Source organism: Campylobacter estrildidarum (genome assembly GCF_005406205.1).
In the GTDB taxonomy this organism is placed as follows: domain Bacteria; phylum Campylobacterota; class Campylobacteria; order Campylobacterales; family Campylobacteraceae; genus Campylobacter_D; species Campylobacter_D estrildidarum.
Window position 1 is genome coordinate 13819 of record NZ_NXLZ01000014.1, and the last position, 25152, is coordinate 38970.

Below are 25152 nucleotides of genomic sequence, written 5' to 3' on the forward strand. Positions count from 1 at the left end.
ATTAAAGGATAAAAAATATCCTAATTATAAATTTACTTTTTTTAAGGAATTAAGGTGAAAGTATATTTAGACAATAATGCAACAACAATGATTGATCCGAATGCCTACGAGCTTATGTTGCCGTTTTTTAAAGAAATGTATGGCAATCCAAATAGTCTTCATCAATGGGGAAGTGCAACTCATCCGGCCTTAAGAGAAGCTTTAGATAAGCTTTATGTAGGACTTGGAGCGAATGATTTAGACGATATAGTCATCACATCTTGTGCGACTGAAAGTATCAATTGGGTTTTAAAAGGTGTATATTTTGATCATATTTTAAATAAAGAACGCGATGAAGTAATTATTTCTAGCGTAGAGCACCCAGCAGTTATTGCTGCAGCGTATTTTTTAAAAAGTCTTGGTGTTAAAGTTATAGAACTTCCAGTAAATGAAGAAGGTGTTTCAACCGTAGAAGACTTACGCAAGATAATCTCTGATAAAACCGCACTTGTAAGCGTAATGTGGGCTAACAATGAAACCGGTATGATTTTTGATATCAAAGCTATGGCTGAACTTACTCACGAATTTGGAGCACTTTTTCATACAGATGCAACGCAAGCAGTGGGTAAAATCAAAGTTAATTTAAGTGATGTTGGCGTTGATTTTGCGTCTTTTTCCGCACATAAATTTCACGGACCAAAAGGCGTTGGAGGATTGTTTATTAAAAAAGGCCTTAAACTTACTCCATTATTACACGGCGGAGAACATATGGGTGGACGCAGAAGTGGAACTTTGAATGTGCCTTATATCGTAGCTATGGGAGAAGCCTTGCGTATAGCCAATACTATGCTTGATTTTGAAGATTCTCATATACGTCGCTTAAGAGATAAATTGGAAGATAAAATTTTGGCTCTGCCTGATACAACGGTGGTTGGAAAAAGAGAACATAGAGTGCCAAACACAATTTTAGCAAGTATTAAAGGTGTTGAAGGCGAAGCTATGCTTTGGGATTTAAATAAAAATGGTATAGCAGCAAGTACAGGATCAGCCTGTGCTAGTGAAGCGCTTGAAAGCAATCCTATTATGGAGGCAATCGGTGCAGAGCATGATTTAGCACATACAGCTTTAAGACTTTCTTTATCACGTTTTAACACAGAAGAAGAAATAGACTATGCTGCAGAACAAATAAAAAATGCGACGCAAAGACTAAGAAAGATTTCTTGTACTTATGCATATAATCCAAATAATTATAAATAAAGGATAAAAAATGGGAAAAAATAGTTTAATTGGAGGATCAATTTGGGATGAGTATTCCCAAAAAGTTCAAGATAGAATGAACAACCCTCAACACATGGGAGAATTTAGCGAAGAAGATGCTAAAAATCGCAATGCAAAGCTTATTGTGGCTGATTTTGGAGCAGAAAGTTGTGGGGATGCGGTAAGACTTTTTTGGCTAGTTGATGAAAAAACAGATAAAATTATAGATGCAAAATTTAAAAGTTTTGGTTGCGGCACTGCTATAGCAAGTAGTGATACTATGGTGAATCTTTGCATAGGAAAAACTGTAGATGAGGCAGTAAAAATTACAAATTTAGATGTAGAATTTGCTATGCGTGACAATCCAGAAACTCCAGCAGTTCCACCTCAAAAAATGCATTGTTCGGTTATGGCTTATGATGTTATTAAGCAAGCTGCGGCTCACTATAAAGGAATTAACCCTGAAGATTTTGAAGATCAAATTATAGTTTGTGAATGCGCTAGGGTAAGTCTTGGAACCATTAAGGATGTTATTAAACTTAATGATTTGCATACAGTTGAAGAAATCACTCAATATACTAAAGCGGGTGCCTTTTGTAAATCTTGTGTGAAACCAGGAGGTCATGAAAAAAGAGAGCATTATCTTGTAAATATTTTAGCTGAAACAAGAGCTGAAATGGATAGAGAGAAATTAAAAAATGCAACGAAAAGCGATGTTGCCTTTGATGAAATGACTTTGGTAGGTCAGCTAAAAGCAGTAGAAAGCGTATTAGATAGCGAAATTCGTCCTATGCTTCACAATGATGGCGGAGATTTAGAGGTGATCGATATACAAAAAGCTGAAGGAAAGGCTATTGATGTATATATTCGTTATCTAGGTGCCTGTAGCGGGTGTTCTAGTGGAAGTGGTGCTACTTTATACGCGATTGAAAATATTTTACAAGAAGAATTAAGTCCAAATATCCGCGTTATGCCTGTATAAGAATAGCATTTTGCTATTCTTATGCTTTTGGTTTTAAATCAAGCGGAGGTAAATTTTCTATATAAATACTGCGACTTGGAAAAGCAAAAGTCAAACCATTTTTTTCGATAATACGCATAAACTCAAGCATTAATTCTTGTCTCGCTTCTCTAAATTCTTTTGCTCCTATAGATTTTGTGTAAAAATATAATTCTATATTGATGCTACTATCTGCAAAATCACTTAAAGCCACATAACAAGCATTTTTATAACCTTCAAGATCATTGATTGATACTAAATTTTGACGATATTTTGTTGTATGATCGCCGTATTTTAAAGCACTATCATCTTCATGTGCTACTAATGGACTTGTATATAAAAGCTCTTTTAAATCCTTGATACAGTTATCTAGTTTTTCTGGAGTAGCATCGTATCCTACACCTAAATACATTTTTATATGACGTCCCATACGACGTTTGCTCCAGTTTTTGATGTTCGCTCCCATTATAGTTGAATTTGGCAAAAAAACCAAACAATTATCAAAAGTTCTTATTGTTGTTTTTCTAAGCCCTATTTCAACGACAGTTCCTTCTATACCTGAAACTTCAACCCAATCTCCTTGATTGAAACTATTATCAAATAGTAATAAAATTGAAGCAAAGAAATTAGCAATAATATCTTTTGTTGCTAAAGCAACAGCCAAACCACCAATTCCTAAAGACGCAATTATGGCTGAAATATTAAATCCAAGTCGTGCTAAAACATAAAGTAATGCAATGATGATGATTACAAAATATAAAATTTTAATTACTAAATTTACAACTTCTTTTTTTTCACTTTTTTGTGCAAGTTTTGAAACCAAAATTACACCATAACCATCAAGTACCTTTAATACAAGCCAAGCAATTAAAATTGCATAAATTATATTAAAAAGATTACTTAAACTTACGCTTAAAGGTGCAGGATAAAATGTTATAGTAAGACAAAGTGAAAGTGAATAACAAATAAGCAAATTACCTACAGGTTTTTTGATATTTCCGATAAAAATGACTTTGATATCATCAGCTTCTTTTTTGTTTCGATAAATCAAACGCACAAGAAAAAAATAAACTATATTTGAAAAAAAGCGTCTTAAAGAGATAAAAAAAGCCAAAACTAAAGCAGAAATTACTACTTTGCCTACATTAAAAAAATCAAAATTAACAAAAGCATTAATCTTGTCAATCCAAATTTGAAGACCTAAAAGAGAAAAAAGATAATTACTTTCTAACAAGTGTGCATTTGATCGTAAATATTTTAAAATTTCTATATAGCTATTAAATGCATCTGTAATGATTTCTTCTTTATGTGTAATTTTTTCAAGTTCTTTTGGATCTGTAATTTTACTTTTATAAGTACTTAAATCAACATTGATTAAATTTTGTAATTTTTCCATTGTCTTATCGACTGCGGATATAATACTTTCGCTATTAGCTGTATTTTTAAAGAGTTTTTCGAGTTCAAATAAAGATGAAAAAAAACTTTCAACTATATTAAAATAAAGAAGATTTAAAGTTGTATCCGTATAAATAAAAGGTTTATTTAAGCTTTTTTGTTGTAATTTTAATAATTCTTTTTTGGTTTTTAAAAAATTTTCTATAGCTTTTTCATCAACTTTTTGTTCAACTATCATATCAGGTATTTGATCTAGTATTGATTTTTTATCTCTTTCAAATTCTTTTAAAATACCATTATATGAACTTGAATTTTCATCATTGTTTTTTTTAAATTCTTTAATTTGATGATCAATACTAATATATTTTTGGATCAACCCATAAACACCAGAATCTTCGCTCACATTAGCATCAATTAATTGCAACTCATCAGCATGAAGATAAAAAAAACTTAAAAAAATTAAAATTATTTTTTCCATTTATCATCTCCTATTTTGAATTAAAGTAAAGGTTTTTTCTTTAAAATTATATTCATAAATTTCACCTGTTTCTATGATGTAATACCACGCATGAACTTCTATTTTACCTTTGTCTAAAGCTTCTTCAACCCCAGGATAAGTTAGGATATTTTGCAAGGAATTGACTAAATTTAATTTTTCTGTAAACCAAGACCTCATAGCTGTATCATCTTTTGAGATTGATTTGATATCTTGTTTGATAGGATCAAGCAAAGTGAGCCATTTTTTTACATTTGGAATTTTATTTAATTCCTCATCAGAATAATAAAGTGCATTGCATCCTCCACAATTACTATGTCCACACACAATAATATTTTTAATATGTAAAGAATTTAAAGCATACTCTATAGCAGAAGTGGTTGCTAAAAAATCTTCACCTACACGATAAGGCGGGATAATGTTTGCAATATTTCGTATTACAAAAAGCTCTCCTGGTCCTGTATTGGTTATTAAATTTGGAATCACTCTAGAATCAGAGCAACCTATAAAAAGAGTATGTGGATTTTGTTTATTTTTAAGACTTTCAAAAAGCTCTTTATGCTCTTTAAAATCTTGCTCCATAAATTTAATTGCACCGCTAATAAGATTTTCCATTTTGATACAACCTAAAATATTAAAATAAAAATTGCAATTATAACAAAAAATATAAATCTTTAAAATTTTAAAGATTAACTTTTATTAATTCTATTATGTTAAATTTTCAAGACTTAAATTAAGAATAAAAATTACTTTAATAAAATAAGGAGAATTATATGAGTCTTTATAATAGAGACTATTCTAAATTAGGTGAATTTGAAAATACAAGAACTAGCGATCTTAGTGTTTTTATCAAGCAAACTTATCAGCTTTTCGCTGCTTCACTTTTAGCAGCTACAGTAGGTGCTTATATTGGGATTTTTGCTTTAGCATCATTTTTTATAAAATCTCAAATAACCTTTTGGGTTCTTTTTGCTGTAGAAATAGGGTTGTTTTTTGCTTTACAATTTAAAAAGAAGGAAGCTCCACTTAATTTGATTTTGCTCTTTGGCTTTACCTTTTGTTCAGGTTTAACACTCACACCTTTAATTATTTCTGTTCTTGCTTTACCTGCAGGGGGAGTTATCGTAGCTCAGGCTTTTGCTTTAACAACTGTAGCTTTTGTTGGACTTAGTGTATTTGCTATGAATACTAAAAGAGATTTTACAATGATGGGAAAAGCTTTATTTATAGTTCTTTTAGTTGTTGTAGCAGCTTCAATTCTTAATATTTTTATGGCAAGTGGTTTATTAAATTTGATTATTTCAGCTGTGACTGCGATATTGTTTTCATTTTTCATTCTTTATGATACTCAAAATATCATTCGCGGAAATTACGAAACTCCTATCGAAGGAGCTGTAGCACTTTATCTTGATTTTGTTAATTTATTTACAAGTTTGCTTAATATTTTAAGAAGTTTTAATAGTAGGTAAATTTTAGAATATCCGATAGTAAAAATTCTTATTATAATGAAGAACTTTGAGGAATATAAAGCCCCAACTTCTTAAAAAGTTTCTTGTTCAAGTTATATAGGAATTTCTCTAATACCGCTTTTCACTGAAATAGTTCAACGAATGGGGGGGGGGAATGTCGGATTCGATACAATCTAGAATAGCAACTTGATTTGGTAGAGCAATTTCAATTTACATTCCCTAGAAAATAATTTTTGTGGTAAATCCACAAAAATATAATCAATTTCAAATCTTTTCAAGTTTTATTTTGCTAAAATGCTTAACTCAAAAAAATAATTAATAGGAAAATTATTTATGATCACTCTTTTAACTATTTTACAATTTATTATCGTTGTTGTGATTTGTATAGCTGTTTTGCTTCAAAAAAGTTCGAGTATAGGGCTTGGTACATATAGCGGAAGCAATGAAAGTCTCTTTGGTGCAAAAGGACCTGCTGGATTTTTAGCTAAATTTACTTTTATTATGGGAATTTTATTGATTGCAAATACTATAGGTTTAGGGTATTTGTATAATAATACAAGTAAAGATTCTTTAGCAGAAAAAATTAAAGTTGAGAGCAATACAAGTACTCCAGTTATTCCTAGTATCCCAAGTTCATCAGCAGTCCCAAGTGTTCCAAAAATTCCAAGTGATACCAATATAAGCAAGTAAAGGGAAAATATGATCGGTGAAATTTTAAACAAACAAAAAGCTCAAAGTGAAAAAAGTTTAGAAGCGCTTAAAAAAGATTTTACTACTTTGCGAACAGGAAAAGTAAATATTCATATTTTAGACCATATTAGCGTGGATTATTATGGAACTCAAACCCCGCTCAATCAAGTTGCAACCGTTTTAGCGAGTGATGCATCTACTATCAGTATCACTCCTTGGGAAAAACCTATGCTAAAAATTATAGAAAGTGCAATAGCAGCAGCAAACATCGGAGTAAATCCAAACAATGATGGAGAGAGTGTTAAATTATTTTTTCCACCAATGACTAGAGAGCAAAGAGAAGAAAATGTAAAGCAAGCTAAGGCTATGGGAGAAAAAGCTAAAGTTTCCATAAGAAATAATCGAAAAGATGCCAATGACAATATTAAAAAACTTGAAAAAGATAAAGCAATTTCAGAAGATGAAGCTAAAAAAGCTTATGATGAAGTTCAAAAAATTACCGATTCTTATGTAAATAAAATTGATGAAAGTGTCAAAAATAAAGAAGTAGAACTCTTAAAGGTTTGATATGAATTTAGAAGAAGTTTATAAGGATTGTAAAGCCTATTTAGAAGGTCATTTTTTATTAAGCTCTGGAAAACATTCTCAATTTTATCTTCAAAGTGCTAAAGTTTTAGAAAATCCTGCTTTAGCTGAAAAGCTTTGCAAAGAATTGGCTAAAATAATTTCAAGCCATTTAGTCGAATTTGATAGCATTTGCTCTCCAGCTTTGGGTGGTATTTTAGCTGGGTATGAGTTGGCTAGATCTTGCAATAAACGTTTTATTTTTACCGAGAGAGTTAATGGTGATATGACTTTAAGACGAGGTTTTGAAGTCAAGCAAGGTGAAAAATTTATTATTTGTGAAGATATTATTACCACAGGCGGAAGTGCTTTAGAAAGTGCAAAGATTATAGAAAATTTAGGCGGGATTGTTGTTGGTTTTGCAGCTTTAGCAAATCGTGGTTTTTGTGCTGTAAAAAACTTAAATACTCAAGCAAAAACAAACGCTAAACTTCCTGATAATATCCCACTTTTTACTTTGGGAAATTTTGATTTTGAAATTTATGATAGCGAACAATGCCCACTTTGTAAGCAAGGAAGTAAAGCAATAAAACCTGGAAGTCGTGGCAATTAATGAAAGTAAAAGCAAAAATAGCTTCACGTTTTTTGCGATTTAAGGCTTTTATTATAGATGTTTTTTTGATTTATGTGCCTATTTTGTATTTGTTTTATTTTTTATTAGGCTCTAAAGACGCTTTTTTGCATAATGGCTTTGTTACGGCTTTGTGTCCTTTTCTTTTTGGTTTTACTCAAGCCTTATTTTTGCAAAAATCTGCGCAAAGTCCAGGTTTAAAAGCATATGATCTTTATTTGATTGATTTTAAAAGTGGTAAAAAACTTTCCTTTTTAAAAATTATATTAAGATATATTGTGTTTTTTATAAGTTTTGGTTTGTTAATAGGAATTATTTTTAGTTTTTTTAGAAAAGATACTCTCAATTTACACGATGTTTTGACTCAAAGTTGTATTATAAGAAAGGTTTAAAATGCAAAGAAAAAGAATTTATAATCCAAATTCAAATGAAACTTTAAATGATAGAAAAGTTTTTGATGGTAATCCGCACGGAATTCTTAATTTTACAAAGGCAAAATATGCTTGGGCTTTAAAACTTTGGGATTTGATGGAGGCAAATACTTGGTTTCCAAAAGAGGTTGATACCACCAAAGACGCTCTTGATTATCGCTGTAATTTAACTTCTGGTGAAAAGAGAATGTATGATTTGGTTTGGTCGCAGCTTATTTCTATGGATAGCTTTCAAACCAATAATCTAGCTGATAATATAAACCCTTATATAACTGCACCTGAAATCAACGCTGTTTTAGCAAGACAAGCCTATGAAGAAGCTAATCACTCAAAATCTTATGCAGTTATGGTTGAAGCGATTTGCGATAATACAGATTTGATCTATGAAATGGAAAAACACGATGCAACTTTAAGAGAAAAAAATGATTTTATTTCTAATATTTATGAAGAATTAGCCGGTGATGTAGATGATAATAAATTATTGCTTGCTATGGTGGCAAATCAAATTTTAGAAGGAATTTATTTTTATAGTGGTTTTACTGCGATTTATGCTCTTGCTCGTGCTGGGAAAATGTTGGGTTCAGCTCAAATGATTCGCTTTATACAAAGAGATGAAATCACTCACTTGCTTTTATTTCAAAATATGATCAATTCAACACGTAAAGAAAGACCTGATCTTTTTAACGAGGCTAATATTAACAAAATTTATGAAATGTTTAAAAGAGCTGGGGAGTTAGAGATCAAGTGGGGTAAATATATCACTCAAAATCAAATTATGGGTTTTACAGATGATATTATAGAAGAATATATTCATTATTTAGTAGATCAAAGACTAGTCGCTATCAATCTTGAAAAAATTTATAATGCTAAACACCCTATTAAATGGGTTGATGATTTTTCTAAATTTAATGATCAAAAAAGTAATTTTTTTGAAAGTAAGGTGACAAACTACTCAAAAGGCAGTATTAGTTTTGATGATTTTTAAAAATTAGGCATTTTATGGAGAATTTTTCTAAAAAAAAATCCAGCTTAACCTTGCTTTGTGATTTTTATGAACTTACAATGATGCAAGGTTATTTTTTGAATGGTTTTGAAAATAAAACTTGTTATTTTGATATATTTTTTAGAAAAATTCCAGATAAGGGATCATTTGCTATATTTGCTGGTTTAAATGAAATATTAGATTTTGTTGCTAATTTACATTTTAGTCAAGAAGATATAGCTTATCTACGTTCGCAAAATATATTTTGTGAAGATTTTTTGAAATATTTAGAACATTTTAAATTTAATGGCGAAATTTATGCTATACAAGAAGGAGAAATTATTTTTCCTAATGAACCTTTGATGGTTATTAAAGCAAATGCCATAGAAGCACAATTATTAGAAACTTTTTTATTATTAAATATCAATCATCAAAGCTTGATAGCTACAAAAGCAAATCGTATCGTAAGAGCAGCTAAAAATCGTCCTGTTTTTGAATTTGGATCTCGTAGAGCACATGGAAATGACGCTGCTATTAAAGGAGCTAGAGCCGCTATTATAGGTGGGTGTATCGCTAGTTCTTGTACTTTTGCTGGAAAAAAATACGGGATCAAGATCGGTGGCACTATGGCACATTCTTGGGTGCAGATGTTTGATGATGAATTTAAAGCTTTTTGTCATTATTTGCAACTTTATCCTAAAAATCCTATTTTGCTTATCGATACTTATGATTACAAACAGGGTTTAAGCAATGCTATAAGAGCGTTTAAAAAATTTAAAATCAAACAATGCGGAGTGCGTATTGATTCTGGAGATTTAGAAAAATTAAGCAAAGAAATTCGCACTATTTTAGATAAAAACGATTTATTAGAATGCAAAATTATCGTTTCAAATTCTTTAGACGAAAAAAGTATAGAAAAACTTCTTAAAAATAAAGCCAATATCGATGCTTTTGGAGTTGGTGAAAAATTAATCACCGCTTTTAGCGATCCGATTTTTGGTTGTGTTTATAAACTTGTGGCTATAGAGGAAAATCATATCATTGAGCCTAAAATTAAAATCAGTGAAGATAAACACAAGACAACCATACCTCATTTTAAAAAACTTTTTAGAATTTATGATAAAAAAAGCCAAAAAATGCTTTTTGATGAACTTTATACTTATGATGAAAAATTAACAAAACTTGATGAAAATTTAGAAAGACAAGAGCTTTTAAAATGTGTTTTCAAAGAAGGTAGGATTATTAATAAACAAGACAGCGTTAAAAAAATTGCCTTATATACCAAAAATCAAATTTCAAAATTAGATGAAAAATTATTAGAAAATAAAGAAAAATACAAAATCAAACTTTCTAAAAACTTAAAAAATTTAACAAAAAAATGTTTGCAAATTTACAAAAACACATTAAAATGATAGCAGTAAGTTTTATCCGATCTACTCACTCATTTTTCTCACATTGGTAAGGCTGATTAGCAAATCAGTCATTTTTTAATTAATTTAAAAAATGATTTTTCTTTCTTTAATATCGAATTAATTTTTTAATGTTATAATCGTTTATAATTAGAATTTTTAATAGATTATAGCTTACTTAACAAGGTTTTATTTTGGCTTTTAAGTGATGCTTTTTTAACTTTTGGCAAATATAATCAAACTTAGGATGATTTTGTAAGAAACGAATGAGACTATAGGGAAATTGGTGTAGTTATTTTAGGAGCTAAAGATAGATTTAATAATCAAGCATTTTTTCTTTATGACACAAATAATAGAATATTGTCTAATGCCTTAAAAATAGATACTTATTTGGCAAAGAGTATGATCAATTTAAAGGTTATTAAATGAATAGCGGTTTTATCTTGACAAATGAAGCACTTTGCTATGAACGTGGAGAGCTTACAACAAGCGGCTTAGGACAAAGCACTAAGGACTGGCAAAAAAATTTTAGATAAAGAAATCGAAACAATACTTCTTAAAGATGAGAACAAGAATTTAAAAAAAGATGAACTAGAAATGCTTTTTTGTGATAATTCTGATGATTATGTTAAAAATGAGCTTTCTAAATATCTAAAAAATATTAAAGATCTTAATGGAAACACGATAGATTTTAATTCTTTAAGCAAAAAAGAACAAGGTTTTATTATAGAATTTTTAAAACAACCTTTAGAAGATGTAAATGTTTATTGCAAGGGAGCATATATAAGCGATATAAAAATAGATTCAAGTGACACTTTTTATATACAAGCAGATATTCATACTATAGATGGTAAAAATTTAAGCTCCGCTGCCAATTTTATCCCAAAAAACAAATTAGACTATAAAAAATATGATTTACTTAATTTTGAGGATTTTGACAGAGATTATAAATTTCTCTTTACTACAGAAAAAAACTTAAGCACAGAAGAAAGAAAAGATTTTTTAAATAAAATACAAAATAGTGATTTTAAGGATTTAGAAAATCTTGATGCTTTCGTCAATATATCATTATTTCAAGTTTCAGATGATGGCACAGCAAGTAGCTTCTTTCCTACTTATTTTAAAAACAATTTAAAGCTTGATTATGCAAAAGCTGCAGAAAATGTAAAAAAACTAGACAAGGATAAAAAGGGTACAACCAATTCTAGCGATCCCACACTTTTAAAAATACTTTGGAACAATATTAAAGCGGATTTAGAAAAACTCAAGGATTTTAACAAGCTTAAGTTAGAAGAAGAAAGTGCTTTTATGCAACAAAATAAAGATCATTCTACGCTTTTAAAAGATTTACTTAAATAACATCAATCCATATTTAACACTTAAAAATATTTTTAAATCAACAAATTTTAATGCTTAATAAAAGAAATAAATTTTTTATTATTTAATTAAATTTCAAAACTTTATTCGTTACAATTTTCCTTTATTTAGGAGAGATAATGAACGCATTTGAACAAAAACGTTGTAAGGCAATGGCTGAAGAAATTACACAAAAAGTTTTTATCAATGAAGAACTTTTTAATGCTTTTTGTGAAGTTCCACGTGAGATTTTTTCCCCTTTAAAAGCTCACGCATATCGTTTAGACGCTCTACCTTTAGCCAATTCTCAATGGATTAGCTCTCCTTTAACTGTTGCAAAAATGACTATGGCTTTAAATTTCAAAGATGCCGATAGCGTTTTAGAAGTAGGATGTGGCAGTGGATATCAAGCTGCCATTTTAAGTCGTGTTATTCGAAGAGTTTTTACTATAGAACGTATAGAAAAACTAGCTAAAAGCGCTTCTCAAACTTTTAGAACTTTAGGATTTAGCAATATTAATGTTCGTTTTGATGATGGGCAAAATGGATGGAAAAATTATGCACCTTATGATAGAATTTTATTTTCTGCTTATGCAACGCAGATTCCAGAAATTTTGCTTGATCAACTCGTAGATGGAGGAATTTTAGTAGCTCCAATCTTACACAATGGAAAACAATTTATTACAAGAATTACCAAAAACGGCACAAATTTACAAAAAGAAATTCTCGAAGAATGTCTTTTTGTGCCTATAATTGATGGAAAAGAATAAAATAATCAATTTTATTTTACTAAAATATAAAGTTGTTCTTTAACATAGATTGCACGATTTTTTAAATTTCTACTTCCTCTAAAAGTATTGTATTTTTGCTCTATAATATGGCATTTTCCTAGCTTTTCAAGACGCTTTATAAAATTTTCTTTTTTGATAAAACCTTCACAATTATAAGAAAGTAAAATGATTTTAGCTTTAAGCTTACAAATAAGATCAAATAAAGCATCTTCAGCGTATTTAGCATTGTTATAAACACTGCGATTCCAATTTTTAGGAATTCCGCTGACTTGAGAAATTTCAACCGGTTTTTGGTAATTTGCAATCAAATTAAGCATAAAATAATTTGATCCATAAGGATGTTGGTTGTAAGGTGGATCAAGATAAACTACATCCAAAAGATCTATTTCTTGAGCTAAATCATTAGCATCTTTTTGCTCTACAGAAAAAGGACAGGTAAAATTTGAAAAGATTGGAAGTTTTAAATCAATTTTACCTTTGATGCGTTTTAAAGCATTTTCTCCTTCGCCACCAAATTTACCCACTCCATTTTTATCTTTATAAAATCCTTTAAAAACACCGCTTGTATTGGAATGCACACTTGCCTCATATAAAAGTGGTGCGATAAAAAAATGCTTAAGCTCACTTGGAATTTCTTGTTCAATTTTTTTTCTTAAAGTATCTAAATACATAGCGTTTTCTATGGTGTAAAAAACTCGATCATTTTTTTGAATTTGTTTTTCATCTTTTGGAGCGTATAATTTGCTTATGAAACCTTTTTCAAATGTGATATTTGATAAAAGTTTTTTATGAAAAGAAATTAAATGATTTTTTAAATCTTTGTTTTGATTGCTAAGATAACACATATTAATTATCTTAGAATAATCTTCTAAATCATTAGCGAGTATAAAATTGGAATGAGCCTTAGCAAAACGACTTACGATACCAGAACCGCTAAAGATATCGCAAAAGCTAAATTTATCCTTTTTGAGTTCTTTTTTTGCAAATTTAAAACCTTGTTCTAAAAAATCTAATAAAGCTCTTTTATTGCCAAGATAGGTTATAATTTGTTCTTTTAAAAAGGCAGAATTTTCTTTCATAATATTCTTTCTATCTTAAAATAATATTTTATAAACAAAAATCTGTCTTTTGTGTTTTTTCCTATCAAACTTTTTTAGGTGTTACGAGCATATTTACATAACGTCCTTCAAAATTAGGCTCTTTATCACGGCTCGCTTCATTTTCTATCATAGTCCAAATTTTTTCGAGCAAGACTATTCCAGCTTCAGGGGTAGCCATTTCACGACCTTTTAAAAATACACGAAACCTAACATGTTTACCTTGAGATAAAAATTCAAGTGCATGTTTGACTTTATAATTGATATCATTTTGAGCGATTTTAATAGAAAGTTTAATTTCTTTTACGTCAATAACTTTTTGTTTTTTCTTTGCTTCTTTTTGTTTTTTTTCTTGCTGATAACGGAATTTGCCATAATCCATAATCTTGCATACAGGTGGTTTAGCATCTGGAGCTATCATAACAAGATCAAGACCTAGTCTATTGGCTATCTCCAAACCCTCTTCACTACTAATAATGCCATAAACCTTGCCATCATCACCTATACATCTAATTTCACCCGCTTGTATATCTTCATTAAGCAACACTTCTTTTTCTTTACTCAAAAATGTACCTCACTCATTTTCTCCTTAACTAAATTTATAAATTCATCCAAACTAAGATTTTTTTGCTCCTTAGCTCTTCTATCTCTAAGCGCAACGCTACGCTTTGCTACTTCGTCATCACCTATAACTAAAATCATAGGCAATCTTTGTTTTTCTGCTGTTCGAATTTTTTTACTTAAACTTTCATTTTTTTCATATACCTCGCTGTCAATATCCCATTTTAAAAGCATAGTTTGTATTTCTTTAGCATATACAAGATGAGAGTCAGAAATCGGTATTATTCCAACAGCAGTTGGGGCAATAAAAAATGGAAATTCTCCAGCACAATGTTCAGTTAAAATTCCTATAAATCTTTCAAAAGAACCTAAAATAGCGCGATGAAGCATCACAGGTTGTTTTTTTTCATTATCACTATCGGTATATTCAAGCTTAAAGCGATTTGGCAAATTAAAATCCACTTGTATGGTTCCACATTGCCATTTTCGCTTTAAAGCATCAGTAATTTTGATATCGATTTTTGGCCCATAAAAAGCTCCACCACCTTCATCAATACCATATTTTAAACCTTGTTCATCCAAAGCTTCTTTTAAAGCTTTAGTGGCCATATCCCAAATCTCATCATCACCAATAGCCTTTTCAGGTTTTGTTGAAATTTCCATTTCATAACTAAAATCAAATAATCTCATCAAATTATCTACAAAGGCTAAAATTTCTAAAACTTGTTCTTTAATTTGACTTGGCATACAAAAAATATGTGCATCATCTTGAGTAAATTCTCTTACTCTAAAAAGTCCGTGTAAAACCCCACTTTTTTCGTGTCTATGTACAACTCCATATTCAAAAAATTTCAAAGGTAAATCTCGATAACTTCTTACATCGCTTTGATAAATCTTAATATGCCCAACACAATTCATAGGTTTTATGCCATATTCTTGCTCATCAATTTGAGTAAAATACATATTTTCTTTATAATTTACATAATGCCCACTAATCTTCCACGCATCTGCCTTTAAAAGCTCTGGACCTCTCACAGGTTCATAACCACGCAAACGATGAATTTTATAGAGCATATGTTCAAGCTTACTTCTAAGTCTTGCACCATTGCTAAGCCAAATAGGAAGTCCTCCGCCTATTTCATCATCAAAAGTAAAAAGCTTAAGTTCAGTTCCTAATTTTCTATGATCTCGTTTTTTAGCTTCTTCTATAATCGTTAAATACTCTTTTAAACTTTCTTTGTCTGCAAAAGCTGTTCCATAAATTCGTGTAAGCATTTCTCTTTTTTCATCACCACCCAAATAAGCTCCAGCTACACGAGTGAGTTTAAAAAAACGCAAAAATTTTGTATTAGGCACGTGAGGACCGCGGCACAAATCTTCAAATTCACCTTGTTTATAAATGCTAACTTGCCCATCGGGGATTCGGAGCAATACTTCTTGCTTTAAGTCGTCATTTTTGAATTTTTGCAAAGCTTCATTTTTACTTATTTCATATTTTTCAATTTCAATTTTTGCCTCAGTAAGCTCTTTCATTTTTTTTTCAATTTTTGCTAAATCTTCTTCACCAATCTTGCTTTCTACGCGAAAATCATAATAAAAACCATCTTCTATAACAGGACCAACAAAAAATTTAGCTTCCGGATATAAGCTTTTAATTGCTTGCGCCATCAAATGAGCACAAGAATGACGTATTACTTCTAAACTTTGTTTAGAATTATCAAAATAAATTTTTTCTAAATTTTCTGACTTAATGCTTTGAGAATCAATAATTTTTTCATTGTCTAAAAACGCGATAACTTCTTTTTCCATAAATAATTTTGCCTTTTTAAGCTCACTAACTCCGTGAGTTTTAATATTAAAGCACAATTTTATCTTTGTATGCCTTAATTTTTTTTAAATTCAGTTTTTCTTTAGAATAAATTTTTAAAAATAATATTTTTAAAGAAAATTATTGATTTAAAATTCATTCCCAGAATTTAAAATTCCACTATAATACAAATAGAAAAATAAAATTCCTAAAACAATCCTGTAAATCCCAAAAGGAATAAAGTCAAATTTTGTAATAAATTTTAAGAAAAACTTTATTACAAAAACAGCAACCACAAAAGCAGTAACAAAACCTATCGATAAAGGAATTAACGAATGAGCATCGCTAAGCAAATTAGGCTTTTTATAAATTTTATATAAAGTTGCTATAATCATAGTTGGAATAGCCAGTAAAAAACTAAATTCTGCTGCACTTTTACGATCTAATCCTAGCAATAATCCACCAATAATACTTGCCCCACTTCTTGAAGTGCCTGGTATCATAGCTAAAGATTGAATAATCCCTATACAAAAGGCTTTTGCAAAACTTATTTTATCAAGTGAAGTGATTTTGTAACTCTTATTTTTATGTTGTTTTTCTATAATAATAAATATTATACCCCCAATAATAAGCATAGTAACAACTATATAGCCATTGAATAATTCTTTTAAATATTTTTCAACAAAAAGACCAATTAATCCTGTAGGGAAAAAACCAACCGCGAGTTTAAACCAAATATCAAAACCTTGAATCAATCGTTGCCAAAAAACAAAAATAACAGCTAAAATGGATCCAAGCTGTATGATAATTAAAAAACTTCTCCAAAAGTCATTCATTTCAAGCCCTAAAATCGTTCCACCTAAAATCATATGACCGGTTGAAGAAACGGGTAAAAATTCAGTCAAACCCTCAATAATCCCTAGTATTAAAGCATAAAAATTTTCCATAAAATCACCCAATTTATTTTTTAACTATTCTTTTAATAAAATATAACACAACAGCTACAAAAAATATAAAAGCAAATAATTCGCTATCGTGAAAATATTGCGAATTTAAAGCTAAGATATTTTCATCTCCACCCATACTCACAGAAAAAACAGTGATTGCGGCAATAATAACTCCAAATATACTTTCTCCAACAATCAATCCCGAGGCAAATAAAATACCATTTTGCTTACATAAGGCTATTTTTTCCTCTTTTTTGGAATTTTTTTCATATTTTTTTTCTAGATATTTCATAACGCAATATTTCAAAATTCCCCCAATAACCAGAGGAGTATTAATTTCAGGAGGTAAATAAATACCAATACCTACAGCTAAAGGCGGTAAAGACATATTGCCCATTTTTTTTAGAATTTTATCTATTATTATAATTACTATACCTACTCCTATTCCAAAAATGATATAATTCCACTCTATGTTTTGATTAAATATTCCTTTGGCAATAGTACTCATTAAATTAGCTTGCGGGGCATTTAAAGCCAAAGATGTATCCATATTAGCCCTTGGCATTGCTCCGACAAAACCATAAGCTTGATAAAGTAAATTTAAAACAGGAACTATAGCTATAGCACCAAAGATACAACCTACAAGTAAAGCAACCTGCTGTTTCCAAGGAGTTGCGCCTACTAAATATCCCGTTTTTAAATCTTGCAAATTATCATTAGAAATTGCTGCAGTGGCTAAAATTACACTTGTAGTAAAAATCGCTAAAGCAATGGCAAAATTTGAAAGCATAGGATCTTTAAAAAGTTCAGATCCTAAAAGTAAGAATATAATCGAAGAAGCAATAATTCCAATTAATCCTATGCCTGAAATTGGACTTGATGATGAACCTACAAGTCCAGCCATATATCCACAAGCTGCCGCTACAAAAAATCCAATTAAAACAGCAATTAAAGTTCCTGCTATTGCGAAAAGTAAATGATAAAACATATTTAATTTTGCATCCGCTACAAAACTATAAAAAGTTACAAAAAGACCAATAACCATCAATAAAAAAAGTATAAAAATAATTTTTAGCGATAAATCTGTATTTTTTGCATCGTTATTTTTAATATGTGGATTTTTTATGTTTTTAACAATTTCTTTAATACCTTCAAATACTGGTTTTAAAAGTTCTATTAAAGTCCAAAGTGCGGCTATAGCAATAGTTCCAGTTCCTATAAGTCTAACCTTATCACTCCAAACTTTAGAAGAAAGTTCTGCTGCATTTTTTATTCCATCAAATTCAAAACTAGAAAGATAAGGAGTAAAAAAGCCCCAAGCTAAAAGCATTCCCGCTAAAAGTGCTATAGAACCTGCTAAACCCACAAGATACCCAGCACCTAAAAGTGCTAAAGAATATCCCATAGAAATTCCAAAAGCCATTTTATGCCATATAAAAGCAAAACTACTCCCACTTGCCATAAGCTTAAATCCGCTACTAAATAAACTGAAAATTGCTGCTACAATTCCACCTAAAGCAATTTCTTTAACCCCTTGTTTGCCTTTTTTTGCTTCTTGATCCCTATTTGCTATTTTCAAAATTTCAGCTGCTGCTCTACCTTCAGGATAGATAAGCTTACTTTCAACTATCATAGCTTTTCTTAAGGGTATAGTAAAAAGCACACCTAAACCTCCACCACATAAACAAATCATAAAGGTTTGCCAAAGAGGAAATTCACTCCAGTATCCACACATGAAAAGTCCTGGTATGACAAAAATGACAGCAGAAAGAGTTCCAGCTGCAGAAGCTTGAGTTTGAACCATATTGTTTTCTAAAATATTTGAAGTTTTAAAAAAACTTAATACAGCCATAGAAATAACAACAGCAGGTATAGAAGATGAAAAGGTAAGACCTACTTTAAGTCCTAAATATACATTTGAAGCTGTAAAAATAATTGTTAAAATACTTCCTAGTAAAAGTCCTCTAAAAGTAAGTTCAGGTAAATTATGTTTTTTATACATTATTTCTCCATGTTTAGAATTTAAAATTGATTTTAACTTAAAAAATATTTTTGCGAGTTTTAATTTATAATTTTCTAAAAGCAAAACAAAATAATACAAAAAAACACTTATATTTTTATAAATTCTTAATTATTAAGGTCGTCGTAATAAAAATTATTGTTGAGTTTTAATATAAAAGCCAAAATTTTTAATTTCACATTTACTTCACTTTAATTTTTTATCATTCTGGGAAATTTTTAAAACAAAGGAGAAAAATTTATGAAAAAAATATTGTTTTTGGCAGCTTGTATAGTCGGCTCAACACTTATGGCGGATAGCGTTAAACTTGAAGGTACTATTGCACAAATTTATGATAACAATAAAACCTTACTTATAGACTCTATTTATGGTGGACGAATGGCGATTAAAGTTTTACCAAATACTGAAATTGAAATGGATGATTGTGGGATTTTTGGCACAGATAAAGAAGGAACTTTTAGGGATTTAAAAGTAGGAGACTTTCTAGAGAGTAAAATTTTTTATGGAATGCCGATTACGCCAAATACTCAAGTTATTCCAGTAGCTAGAAAAATAGAAATTCAATGCTATAAAAAAGCTTATTAAGTAATTTATTTTGTTTGCTTTTTGCAAACAAAATATTTTTAAAACTTCCTTATTTGCTCTAAACTTTTTTTAACAAGGGATTTTGTAAAATAATATTAAATTTTATCAAGGGTGATATTATTGAAAAAATTATTTTTAATTCCTTTTTTTATCATATTTTGTTTTATTGTACAAGTTTTATATACGGGATATTCAAATGAAAAAATTTTTAACAATTTTGTTGAAAATCAAAATCCAGATTATAAAATTTTAAATCCGATTTTCAATAAAGGTTTTTTACACTCACAAGCAAGCTTTATAATTGAAGATAAAAGAAACTTAGGACTTTCATTTAAGTTTCATTTTGTTTTTAATAATAATTATTTTTCAAACTACGTTGTCCAAGGAACTTTAAGCAATCCTTTTAAATTTTTAGATGAAGGTTTAAAAAACCAGCAATTGGCTCAATTTTCAATTAAACCAGAACAAAATGATTTTAATCTATCAATCCAATTTCAAGACATTAATTTAAGTAATGAAGGTGGAGATACTTTATTGAAAAATGCTTCTATTGAAATTTTAATGGATCGAGATTTAAAAGCCAAAAATATTCTCTTAAATATAGATAAAATAGAACTTGCACAATTTTACACAAAATTTTCTATGCAAAATTTTATTTATAAGCAAAATTTTGATTATCCGATACTATTATCAAGTCTAATGCATCTCAAAGAAGGGCTTGAAGAAATAAGTTTTAATTCGTTTGCATTAAATAATAATAAAATAGATTCTTTTTACAACAAAAATACATTCCATTTTAACGATAAAAATAAATTAAAAATTCATTTTCAAGGTAAGGCACATAATATCACCCTTGATACAAATTCAAAGCTTTATCAAAATATAGATTTTGATAAAATAGAGTTTGATATAATTTGGGATGAAATAACTAAAAACTCTTACAATAAATTCGATATTGATTCTCTTATGAAAGAGGGTTTAAATTTAAAAATCATAGATTTAATTGTTTATAAAAATAAACAGAATATTGATATTAATGGGAGTGCTTTTGTTTCAGAAAAAAACAATAAAGCTTTAATTCAAATTTTTAGCACAGAAGAGCCAGATAAAATATTTTCTTGGGGAAAATTTTTTGGAGGTTTAAATCAATATTTTACAAAAAATGAAGATAAATTTATTATGAATTTTAATTATGATAGTAATGCAACTCCCCAACTTAAAATCAATGGCAATCAATTTTCCCATATAGATTTAAATTAATGAGTTTAGCGTTAGAATTTCGTCCTAAAAAATTAGATGAAATTATAGGTCAAAAAGATCTTGTTGATGTGTTTAAAAAATTTATTGCTATGCAAAAATTACCTCATAGTTTATTTTTTGGCGTAGCAGGATGTGGAAAAACAACTTTTGCAAGGGCTGTAGCAAAAGATTTTGGTCTAGATTTTTATGAATTTGATGGAGGAAATTTTAAGCTTGAAGAGCTTAGAAAAGTGCTCGATCTGTATAAAAATAGCCTTTATAAACCTTTAATTTTTATTGATGAAATTCACCGCCTTAGCAAAACTCAACAAGAAATGTTACTTATTCCTATGGAAAATTATCGTTGTATTGTCATAGGTGCAAGCACTGAAAATCCTTATTTTGTTCTTTGTTCTGGTATTAGAAGTCGATCAATGCTTTTTGAATTTCAAACACTAAAGGCAGAAGATTTAGAAATTTTGCTAAAAAAAGTTCAAGAAAAACTCGGTTTTGATATTGATGATGAGGCTAAGGGCTTTTTAGTTAAAAGTGCCGATGCAAGAGCTATGCTTAATTTACTTGAATTTGCACTTGTTTTAGATCCTAAAAACGTTAATTTGAGTAATCTAAAAAAACTTAGAAATGGTGTCAATAGCGAAGGCGTAAGTCAAAAAGATACGCATTATATTTTAGCTAGCGCTATGATTAAAAGCTTACGTGGAAGTGATGTAGATGCAGCACTTTATTATCTTGCAAGATTGATCGATGCTGGAGAGAGTGCCGATTTTATAGCTAGGCGTTTAATTATTTTTGCAAGTGAAGATATAGGAAATGCGGATCCAAACGCACTTAATCTAGCTGTTTCTACGCTTATAGCAGTGAAAAATATAGGATATCCTGAAGCACGCATTATTTTAAGCCAGTGCGTGGTTTATTTAGCGAGTGCTTTAAAATCAAATTCAAGTTATAAGGCTATTAATAAGGCTTTGGATTTTGTTAAAAATAATGAAGCTTTAGATATCCCAAATTATCTTAATAATAATCATGTAGAGAGGAAAAATTATCTTTATCCACATGATTTTGGAGGTTGGGTTGAGCAAAAATATTTGAGTCAAAATTTAAAATTTTATGAAAGTAAAGGCATAGGGGATGAAGCTAGATTATTGCGAAATTTGAATCTATTAAAAAATAAGTAATTATGTAGAAATTTATAGAATTAATGATAAAATAAAATTTTATTTAAAGGCAATCAAAATGGTTAATATAGGAATTTACGGCGCCAAAGGTCGCATGGGAAAACAAATTCAAGAATGCTTAGTGGATGAAAATAATGCAAAAGTAGCTATGCTTTATGATAAGGGCGATGATATAAGTGAACTTTTTAAGAAAAGTGAAGTGATTATTGATTTTTCTTCACCAAAAGGCACTTATGAAATTTTAAATTTTGCAAAAACAAATTCTAAGCCTTTAGTGATAGGAACAACAGGGCTTGATGTAAAAATAATGGATTTAATGTATGATTTAAGTAAAACGATGCCTATATTTTACGCGACTAATATGTCTTTAGGTGTTGCTGTTTTAAATCATCTTGTAGGCAAAGCAAGTGCTATGCTTGAAAATTTTGATATTGAAATTGTAGAAATGCATCATCGTCATAAAAAGGATGCGCCAAGTGGAACAGCTATGACTTTAGCTCAAAACGCGGCAAAAGCTAGAAATTTAGATCTTGAAAAAGTCAGAGTTAGTGCAAGAGATGGTATCATCGGAGAAAGAGATAAAAATGAAATAGCGGTTATGAGTTTAAGGGGTGGTGATATAGTGGGTCGTCATACTGTAGGGTTTTATGAAGATGGAGAATTTTTGGAATTAAGTCACGTTGCAACTTCAAGAGCAACTTTTGCTAAGGGCGCTATTAAAATCGCAATTTGGCTTAAAGAGCAAAATCCAAAATTATATTCAATCAATGATTTTTTAGGAATTTAAATATGTGTGCAGTTGTTGGAGTTATCAATTCAAAAAATGCAAGCACTTATGCATATTATGCATTATTTGCTATGCAACACCGAGGGCAAGAAGCAAGTGGAATCAGTGTTAGTAATGGTAAAAATATCAAAACCATTAAAGCTAAAGGAGAGGTGAGTCAAATTTTTAATCCTCATAATTTGCAAACCCTCCAAGGAGAAATCGCTATAGGGCATAATCGCTATTCTACAGCGGGTAATTCTAGCTTAGATGATGCTCAACCTATAGCCGCAAATTGTGTTTTAGGTGATATTGCTTTAGCACATAATGGAAATTTAGTTAATAAACAAGAAATTAGAAATCAATTAATCCAAGATGGAGCGATTTTTCAAACTCATATGGATACTGAAAATGTTGTCCATTTAATCGCAAGAAGCAAAAAAGAAAATTTGCAAGATAGATTTATCGAGAGTTTAAATAATTGTATCGGAGCTTATTGTTTTGTTTTAGCAAGTAAAGATAAACTTTATGTAGCAAGAGATCCTTACGGAGTTCGTCCTTTATCTTTAGGGAGACTGAAAGATGGAGGATATATAGTTGCAAGCGAAACTTGTGCTTTTGATCTCATAGAAGCAGAATTTATACGCGATGTAAAACCTGGAGAATTAATTATTTTTACCCAAGGAAATGACCAATTTGAAAGCATACAATTAGAGGCAAAAACTCCTAGAATTTGTGCCTTTGAGTATGTTTATTTTGCAAGACCTGATAGTATTGTAGAAGGAAAAAGTGTCTATGAAATTCGTAAAAAAATGGGTGAATCTTTAGCTAGAAAATTTTCTTACAAAGCTGATTTTGTTGTTCCTGTTCCAGATAGTGGAGTGAGTGCTGCTATAGGTTTTGCTCAATATTTAAAAATTCCTCTTGAAATGGCCATAGTGAGAAACCATTATGTAGGAAGAACTTTTATAGAGCCTACTCAAGAGTTAAGAAATTTAAAAGTCAAATTAAAACTCAACCCTATGCGTAAAGTTTTAGAGGGTAAAGAAATTGTAGTGATTGATGATAGTATAGTTCGTGGAACCACTTCTAAAAAAATAGTTTCTTTACTTCGTGCCGCAGGAGCAAAGAAAATTCATCTAGCTGTTGCTTGCCCAGAAATTAAATTTCCAGATATTTATGGGATAGATACTCCAACTTTTGAAGAATTAATTAGTGCTAATAAAAACATAGAAGAAGTAAGAAAACATGTTGAAGCTGATTCTTTAACTTTTTTAAGTATAGAAGAGCTTGTTGGAAGTATTGGAAATGAGAGACAATATTCTTTAATAAGTTTTGATGGAGATTATTTTATAAAGAATTAAATTTTATTTTTATTTTTTTTTGATATAATACGAATCTTGTTTTTTAATATTTTCAAAAAGGTTTAATTTTATGAAAAGTGATAAGTCTTTTAGTGTATCTTTAAAACTGACCTTATATGTAGGTATATTAATCACAATTATACTAACAATTATAAGTGTATTCAATTATTTTGATTCAAAAAATAATACTAGTGAGTTGCTAGAAGATATTCAGCTTAAAACTGTAGAAGATGTTAGAACAGTTTTTGCTAGTTATGGCGGAAGTAGGCGACATGCTATGGAAGTTTTAGCTAAAGAAGTTCAAAGTAAACTAGATAATGGAGCTGGTGACGAGCAATTTTTTGCTTTACTAGAATCTTTTAAGGAAGCTTTTGGCTTTAGACTTGTTTTTTTAGGTTTTGAAAATTCTGGAAGAGTACTTTTATCAGACAGAAGAATATTTGATTCTAAAACCTTTAATTTGAAAGATGCAGGATGGTACAAAGAAGCTAAAGGAGCAACAAAAGCAATAGTTTATGGTCCTTATAAGTCCGCTACAGATGGAGTTTCTGGACTAACTTATTCAATGCCTATATATAAAAATGGAAAACAAGTAGGAGCAGTTGGTGGTGATTATGCTTTAGAACAATTTTCTAAAGATGTTTTAGCTTTAGGAAAATCTGCAAGTTCTTATGCTGCAGTTTATGGTCCAGATGGAGATATCTATTTTCATGAATTTCCAGATAGAATTTTAACAAAAAATTCATTAAGTATTAATATTACTAATGTAATTAATTCTAATCCGCAGTATTATCTTAATCCAAAAAATCCAAATGCCTTATTTCAAGTTTATGATGATAAAGGGAAAAAATATGATGTATTATGTAGCGCAACTATCAATCCAAAATTTAGAATTTGTACAATATCTCAAGATGAAGCTTATACAGAACCGGCTAAAATAACTCTTTTAAAACAGATTTGTCTAGGTATTATTTCTACCATTATCGCCCTAATCCTAATCAGAATTCTAATCTCAAGAGGCCTCTCCCCACTCACCACCATCCAAACTGGTCTTAACTCATTCTTTGATTTCATCAATCATAAAACAAAGAATGTCTCTACTATTAATATAAAAACTAAT

The 25152-nt window shown here is 29.7% G+C and carries 23 protein-coding genes and 2 pseudogenes; 18 read left to right on the forward strand and 7 right to left on the reverse strand.

What is annotated here, in order from left to right:
• Positions 1-54: 54 nt before the first annotated feature.
• A complete protein-coding gene (locus CQA69_RS07555; RefSeq protein ID WP_137621174.1) occupies positions 55-1236 on the forward strand; it encodes a NifS family cysteine desulfurase in 1182 nt (393 codons plus the stop codon).
• 10 nt (positions 1237-1246) lie between these two features.
• On the forward strand, positions 1247-2218 hold the full coding sequence (locus tag CQA69_RS07560) for an iron-sulfur cluster assembly scaffold protein (RefSeq protein ID WP_137621175.1): 972 nt from the start codon (positions 1247-1249) through the stop codon (positions 2216-2218).
• Between the two features lie 19 nt (positions 2219-2237).
• On the opposite strand, the gene CQA69_RS07565 is transcribed toward CQA69_RS07560, so the two are convergent.
• A complete protein-coding gene (locus CQA69_RS07565; protein WP_137621176.1) occupies positions 2238-4109 on the reverse strand; it encodes a mechanosensitive ion channel family protein in 1872 nt (623 codons plus the stop codon).
• A gap of 3 nt (positions 4110-4112) precedes the next feature.
• Positions 4113-4742 carry a carbonic anhydrase gene (locus tag CQA69_RS07570; protein ID WP_137621177.1) on the reverse strand — a complete coding sequence of 210 codons (630 nt, stop codon included), beginning with the start codon at positions 4740-4742 and terminating at the stop codon, positions 4113-4115.
• Positions 4743-4900: 158 nt separating this feature from the next.
• Here CQA69_RS07570 and CQA69_RS07575 point away from each other — a divergent pair, with 158 nt between their 5' ends.
• The 9 genes from CQA69_RS07575 (at position 4901) to CQA69_RS07615 (ending at position 12429) form a co-directional block, all read left to right on the forward strand.
• Positions 4901-5596 (forward strand): Bax inhibitor-1/YccA family protein, encoded by a 696-nt coding sequence (locus tag CQA69_RS07575; protein WP_137621178.1) that lies wholly within the window; start codon positions 4901-4903, stop codon positions 5594-5596.
• A gap of 333 nt (positions 5597-5929) precedes the next feature.
• Positions 5930-6286: a preprotein translocase subunit SecG gene (secG, locus tag CQA69_RS07580; protein WP_137621179.1), complete on the forward strand. Its 357-nt coding sequence runs from the start codon at positions 5930-5932 to the stop codon at positions 6284-6286.
• 9 nt (positions 6287-6295) lie between these two features.
• Positions 6296-6853 carry a ribosome recycling factor gene (gene frr / locus CQA69_RS07585; RefSeq protein ID WP_137621180.1) on the forward strand — a complete coding sequence of 186 codons (558 nt, stop codon included), beginning with the start codon at positions 6296-6298 and terminating at the stop codon, positions 6851-6853.
• Between the two features lies 1 nt (position 6854).
• Positions 6855-7463 carry an orotate phosphoribosyltransferase gene (gene pyrE, locus CQA69_RS07590; protein ID WP_137621181.1) on the forward strand — a complete coding sequence of 203 codons (609 nt, stop codon included), beginning with the start codon at positions 6855-6857 and terminating at the stop codon, positions 7461-7463.
• Positions 7463-7873, forward strand: coding sequence for an RDD family protein (locus CQA69_RS07595; RefSeq protein ID WP_137621182.1), 411 nt, complete (start codon positions 7463-7465; stop codon positions 7871-7873). Before pyrE ends, CQA69_RS07595 begins: the two co-directional genes overlap by 1 nt.
• Before the next feature lies 1 nt (position 7874).
• Positions 7875-8897, forward strand: coding sequence for a ribonucleotide-diphosphate reductase subunit beta (locus CQA69_RS07600; RefSeq protein ID WP_137621183.1), 1023 nt, complete (start codon positions 7875-7877; stop codon positions 8895-8897).
• A 14-nt stretch (positions 8898-8911) separates the two neighbouring features.
• Positions 8912-10306, forward strand: coding sequence for a nicotinate phosphoribosyltransferase (locus CQA69_RS07605; RefSeq protein ID WP_137621184.1), 1395 nt, complete (start codon positions 8912-8914; stop codon positions 10304-10306).
• A 594-nt stretch (positions 10307-10900) separates the two neighbouring features.
• The gene (locus CQA69_RS07610) at positions 10901-11662 is read left to right on the forward strand and encodes a hypothetical protein (protein WP_137621185.1); all 762 of its coding nucleotides are present in this window, start codon (positions 10901-10903) and stop codon (positions 11660-11662) included.
• A 137-nt stretch (positions 11663-11799) separates the two neighbouring features.
• Positions 11800-12429: a protein-L-isoaspartate(D-aspartate) O-methyltransferase gene (locus CQA69_RS07615; RefSeq protein ID WP_137621186.1), complete on the forward strand. Its 630-nt coding sequence runs from the start codon at positions 11800-11802 to the stop codon at positions 12427-12429.
• An 11-nt stretch (positions 12430-12440) separates the two neighbouring features.
• On the opposite strand, the gene CQA69_RS07620 is transcribed toward CQA69_RS07615, so the two are convergent.
• From CQA69_RS07620 to CQA69_RS07640, 5 genes are all read right to left on the reverse strand, one after another.
• Positions 12441-13529, reverse strand: coding sequence for a DNA adenine methylase (locus CQA69_RS07620; protein WP_137621187.1), 1089 nt, complete (start codon positions 13527-13529; stop codon positions 12441-12443).
• A 64-nt stretch (positions 13530-13593) separates the two neighbouring features.
• Positions 13594-14112: a translation initiation factor IF-3 gene (gene infC / locus CQA69_RS07625; protein ID WP_137621188.1), complete on the reverse strand. Its 519-nt coding sequence runs from the start codon at positions 14110-14112 to the stop codon at positions 13594-13596.
• Positions 14109-15917, reverse strand: a complete 1809-nt coding sequence (gene thrS, locus CQA69_RS07630; protein WP_137621189.1) for a threonine--tRNA ligase — start codon at positions 15915-15917, stop codon at positions 14109-14111. Before thrS ends, infC begins: the two co-directional genes overlap by 4 nt.
• A 147-nt stretch (positions 15918-16064) precedes the next feature.
• Complete coding sequence (locus CQA69_RS07635) at positions 16065-16862, reverse strand: undecaprenyl-diphosphate phosphatase (RefSeq protein WP_137621190.1); 798 nt, start codon at positions 16860-16862, stop codon at positions 16065-16067.
• Between the two features lie 13 nt (positions 16863-16875).
• Positions 16876-18867, reverse strand: a complete 1992-nt coding sequence (locus CQA69_RS07640; RefSeq protein WP_137621197.1) for an OPT family oligopeptide transporter — start codon at positions 18865-18867, stop codon at positions 16876-16878.
• A 255-nt stretch (positions 18868-19122) separates the two neighbouring features.
• Between CQA69_RS07640 and CQA69_RS07645 the strand changes: the two genes are divergently transcribed.
• The 7 genes and pseudogenes from CQA69_RS07645 to CQA69_RS09435 form a co-directional block, all read left to right on the forward strand.
• On the forward strand, positions 19123-19467 hold the full coding sequence (locus CQA69_RS07645) for a hypothetical protein (protein WP_137621191.1): 345 nt from the start codon (positions 19123-19125) through the stop codon (positions 19465-19467).
• 111 nt (positions 19468-19578) lie between these two features.
• Positions 19579-20727 (forward strand): hypothetical protein, encoded by a 1149-nt coding sequence (locus tag CQA69_RS07650; RefSeq protein WP_246023136.1) that lies wholly within the window; start codon positions 19579-19581, stop codon positions 20725-20727.
• Positions 20727-21902 (forward strand): replication-associated recombination protein A, encoded by a 1176-nt coding sequence (locus CQA69_RS07655; protein ID WP_137621193.1) that lies wholly within the window; start codon positions 20727-20729, stop codon positions 21900-21902. Before CQA69_RS07650 ends, CQA69_RS07655 begins: the two co-directional genes overlap by 1 nt.
• 58 nt (positions 21903-21960) lie before the next feature.
• Positions 21961-22689: a 4-hydroxy-tetrahydrodipicolinate reductase gene (dapB, locus tag CQA69_RS07660; protein ID WP_137621194.1), complete on the forward strand. Its 729-nt coding sequence runs from the start codon at positions 21961-21963 to the stop codon at positions 22687-22689.
• Positions 22690-22691: 2 nt separating this feature from the next.
• The gene (gene purF, locus CQA69_RS07665; protein ID WP_137621195.1) at positions 22692-24032 is read left to right on the forward strand and encodes an amidophosphoribosyltransferase; all 1341 of its coding nucleotides are present in this window, start codon (positions 22692-22694) and stop codon (positions 24030-24032) included.
• 277 nt (positions 24033-24309) lie between these two features.
• Positions 24310-24891, forward strand: a pseudogene (locus tag CQA69_RS09430) (cache domain-containing protein); the annotation flags it as partial.
• A gap of 153 nt (positions 24892-25044) precedes the next feature.
• Positions 25045-25152, forward strand: a pseudogene (locus CQA69_RS09435) (hypothetical protein); the annotation flags it as partial.

Coding starts and splice junctions, on each gene's coding strand:
- CQA69_RS07575 (WP_137621178.1), top strand. CDS start 4,901: ATGAGTCTTTATAATAGAGACTATTCTAAATTAGGTGAATTTGAAAAT.
- pyrE (WP_137621181.1), top strand. CDS start 6,855: ATGAATTTAGAAGAAGTTTATAAGGATTGTAAAGCCTATTTAGAAGGT.
- CQA69_RS07645 (WP_137621191.1), top strand. CDS start 19,123: ATGAAAAAAATATTGTTTTTGGCAGCTTGTATAGTCGGCTCAACACTT.
- CQA69_RS07595 (WP_137621182.1), top strand. CDS start 7,463: ATGAAAGTAAAAGCAAAAATAGCTTCACGTTTTTTGCGATTTAAGGCT.
- CQA69_RS07610 (WP_137621185.1), top strand. CDS start 10,901: ATGCTTTTTTGTGATAATTCTGATGATTATGTTAAAAATGAGCTTTCT.
- CQA69_RS07615 (WP_137621186.1), top strand. CDS start 11,800: ATGAACGCATTTGAACAAAAACGTTGTAAGGCAATGGCTGAAGAAATT.
- CQA69_RS07560 (WP_137621175.1), top strand. CDS start 1,247: ATGGGAAAAAATAGTTTAATTGGAGGATCAATTTGGGATGAGTATTCC.
- purF (WP_137621195.1), top strand. CDS start 22,692: ATGTGTGCAGTTGTTGGAGTTATCAATTCAAAAAATGCAAGCACTTAT.
- dapB (WP_137621194.1), top strand. CDS start 21,961: ATGGTTAATATAGGAATTTACGGCGCCAAAGGTCGCATGGGAAAACAA.
- CQA69_RS07620 (WP_137621187.1), bottom strand. CDS start 13,529: ATGAAAGAAAATTCTGCCTTTTTAAAAGAACAAATTATAACCTATCTT.
- CQA69_RS07635 (WP_137621190.1), bottom strand. CDS start 16,862: ATGGAAAATTTTTATGCTTTAATACTAGGGATTATTGAGGGTTTGACT.
- CQA69_RS07565 (WP_137621176.1), bottom strand. CDS start 4,109: ATGGAAAAAATAATTTTAATTTTTTTAAGTTTTTTTTATCTTCATGCT.
- secG (WP_137621179.1), top strand. CDS start 5,930: ATGATCACTCTTTTAACTATTTTACAATTTATTATCGTTGTTGTGATT.
- CQA69_RS07655 (WP_137621193.1), top strand. CDS start 20,727: ATGAGTTTAGCGTTAGAATTTCGTCCTAAAAAATTAGATGAAATTATA.
- CQA69_RS07605 (WP_137621184.1), top strand. CDS start 8,912: ATGGAGAATTTTTCTAAAAAAAAATCCAGCTTAACCTTGCTTTGTGAT.
- CQA69_RS07600 (WP_137621183.1), top strand. CDS start 7,875: ATGCAAAGAAAAAGAATTTATAATCCAAATTCAAATGAAACTTTAAAT.
- frr (WP_137621180.1), top strand. CDS start 6,296: ATGATCGGTGAAATTTTAAACAAACAAAAAGCTCAAAGTGAAAAAAGT.
- CQA69_RS07570 (WP_137621177.1), bottom strand. CDS start 4,742: ATGGAAAATCTTATTAGCGGTGCAATTAAATTTATGGAGCAAGATTTT.
- thrS (WP_137621189.1), bottom strand. CDS start 15,917: ATGGAAAAAGAAGTTATCGCGTTTTTAGACAATGAAAAAATTATTGAT.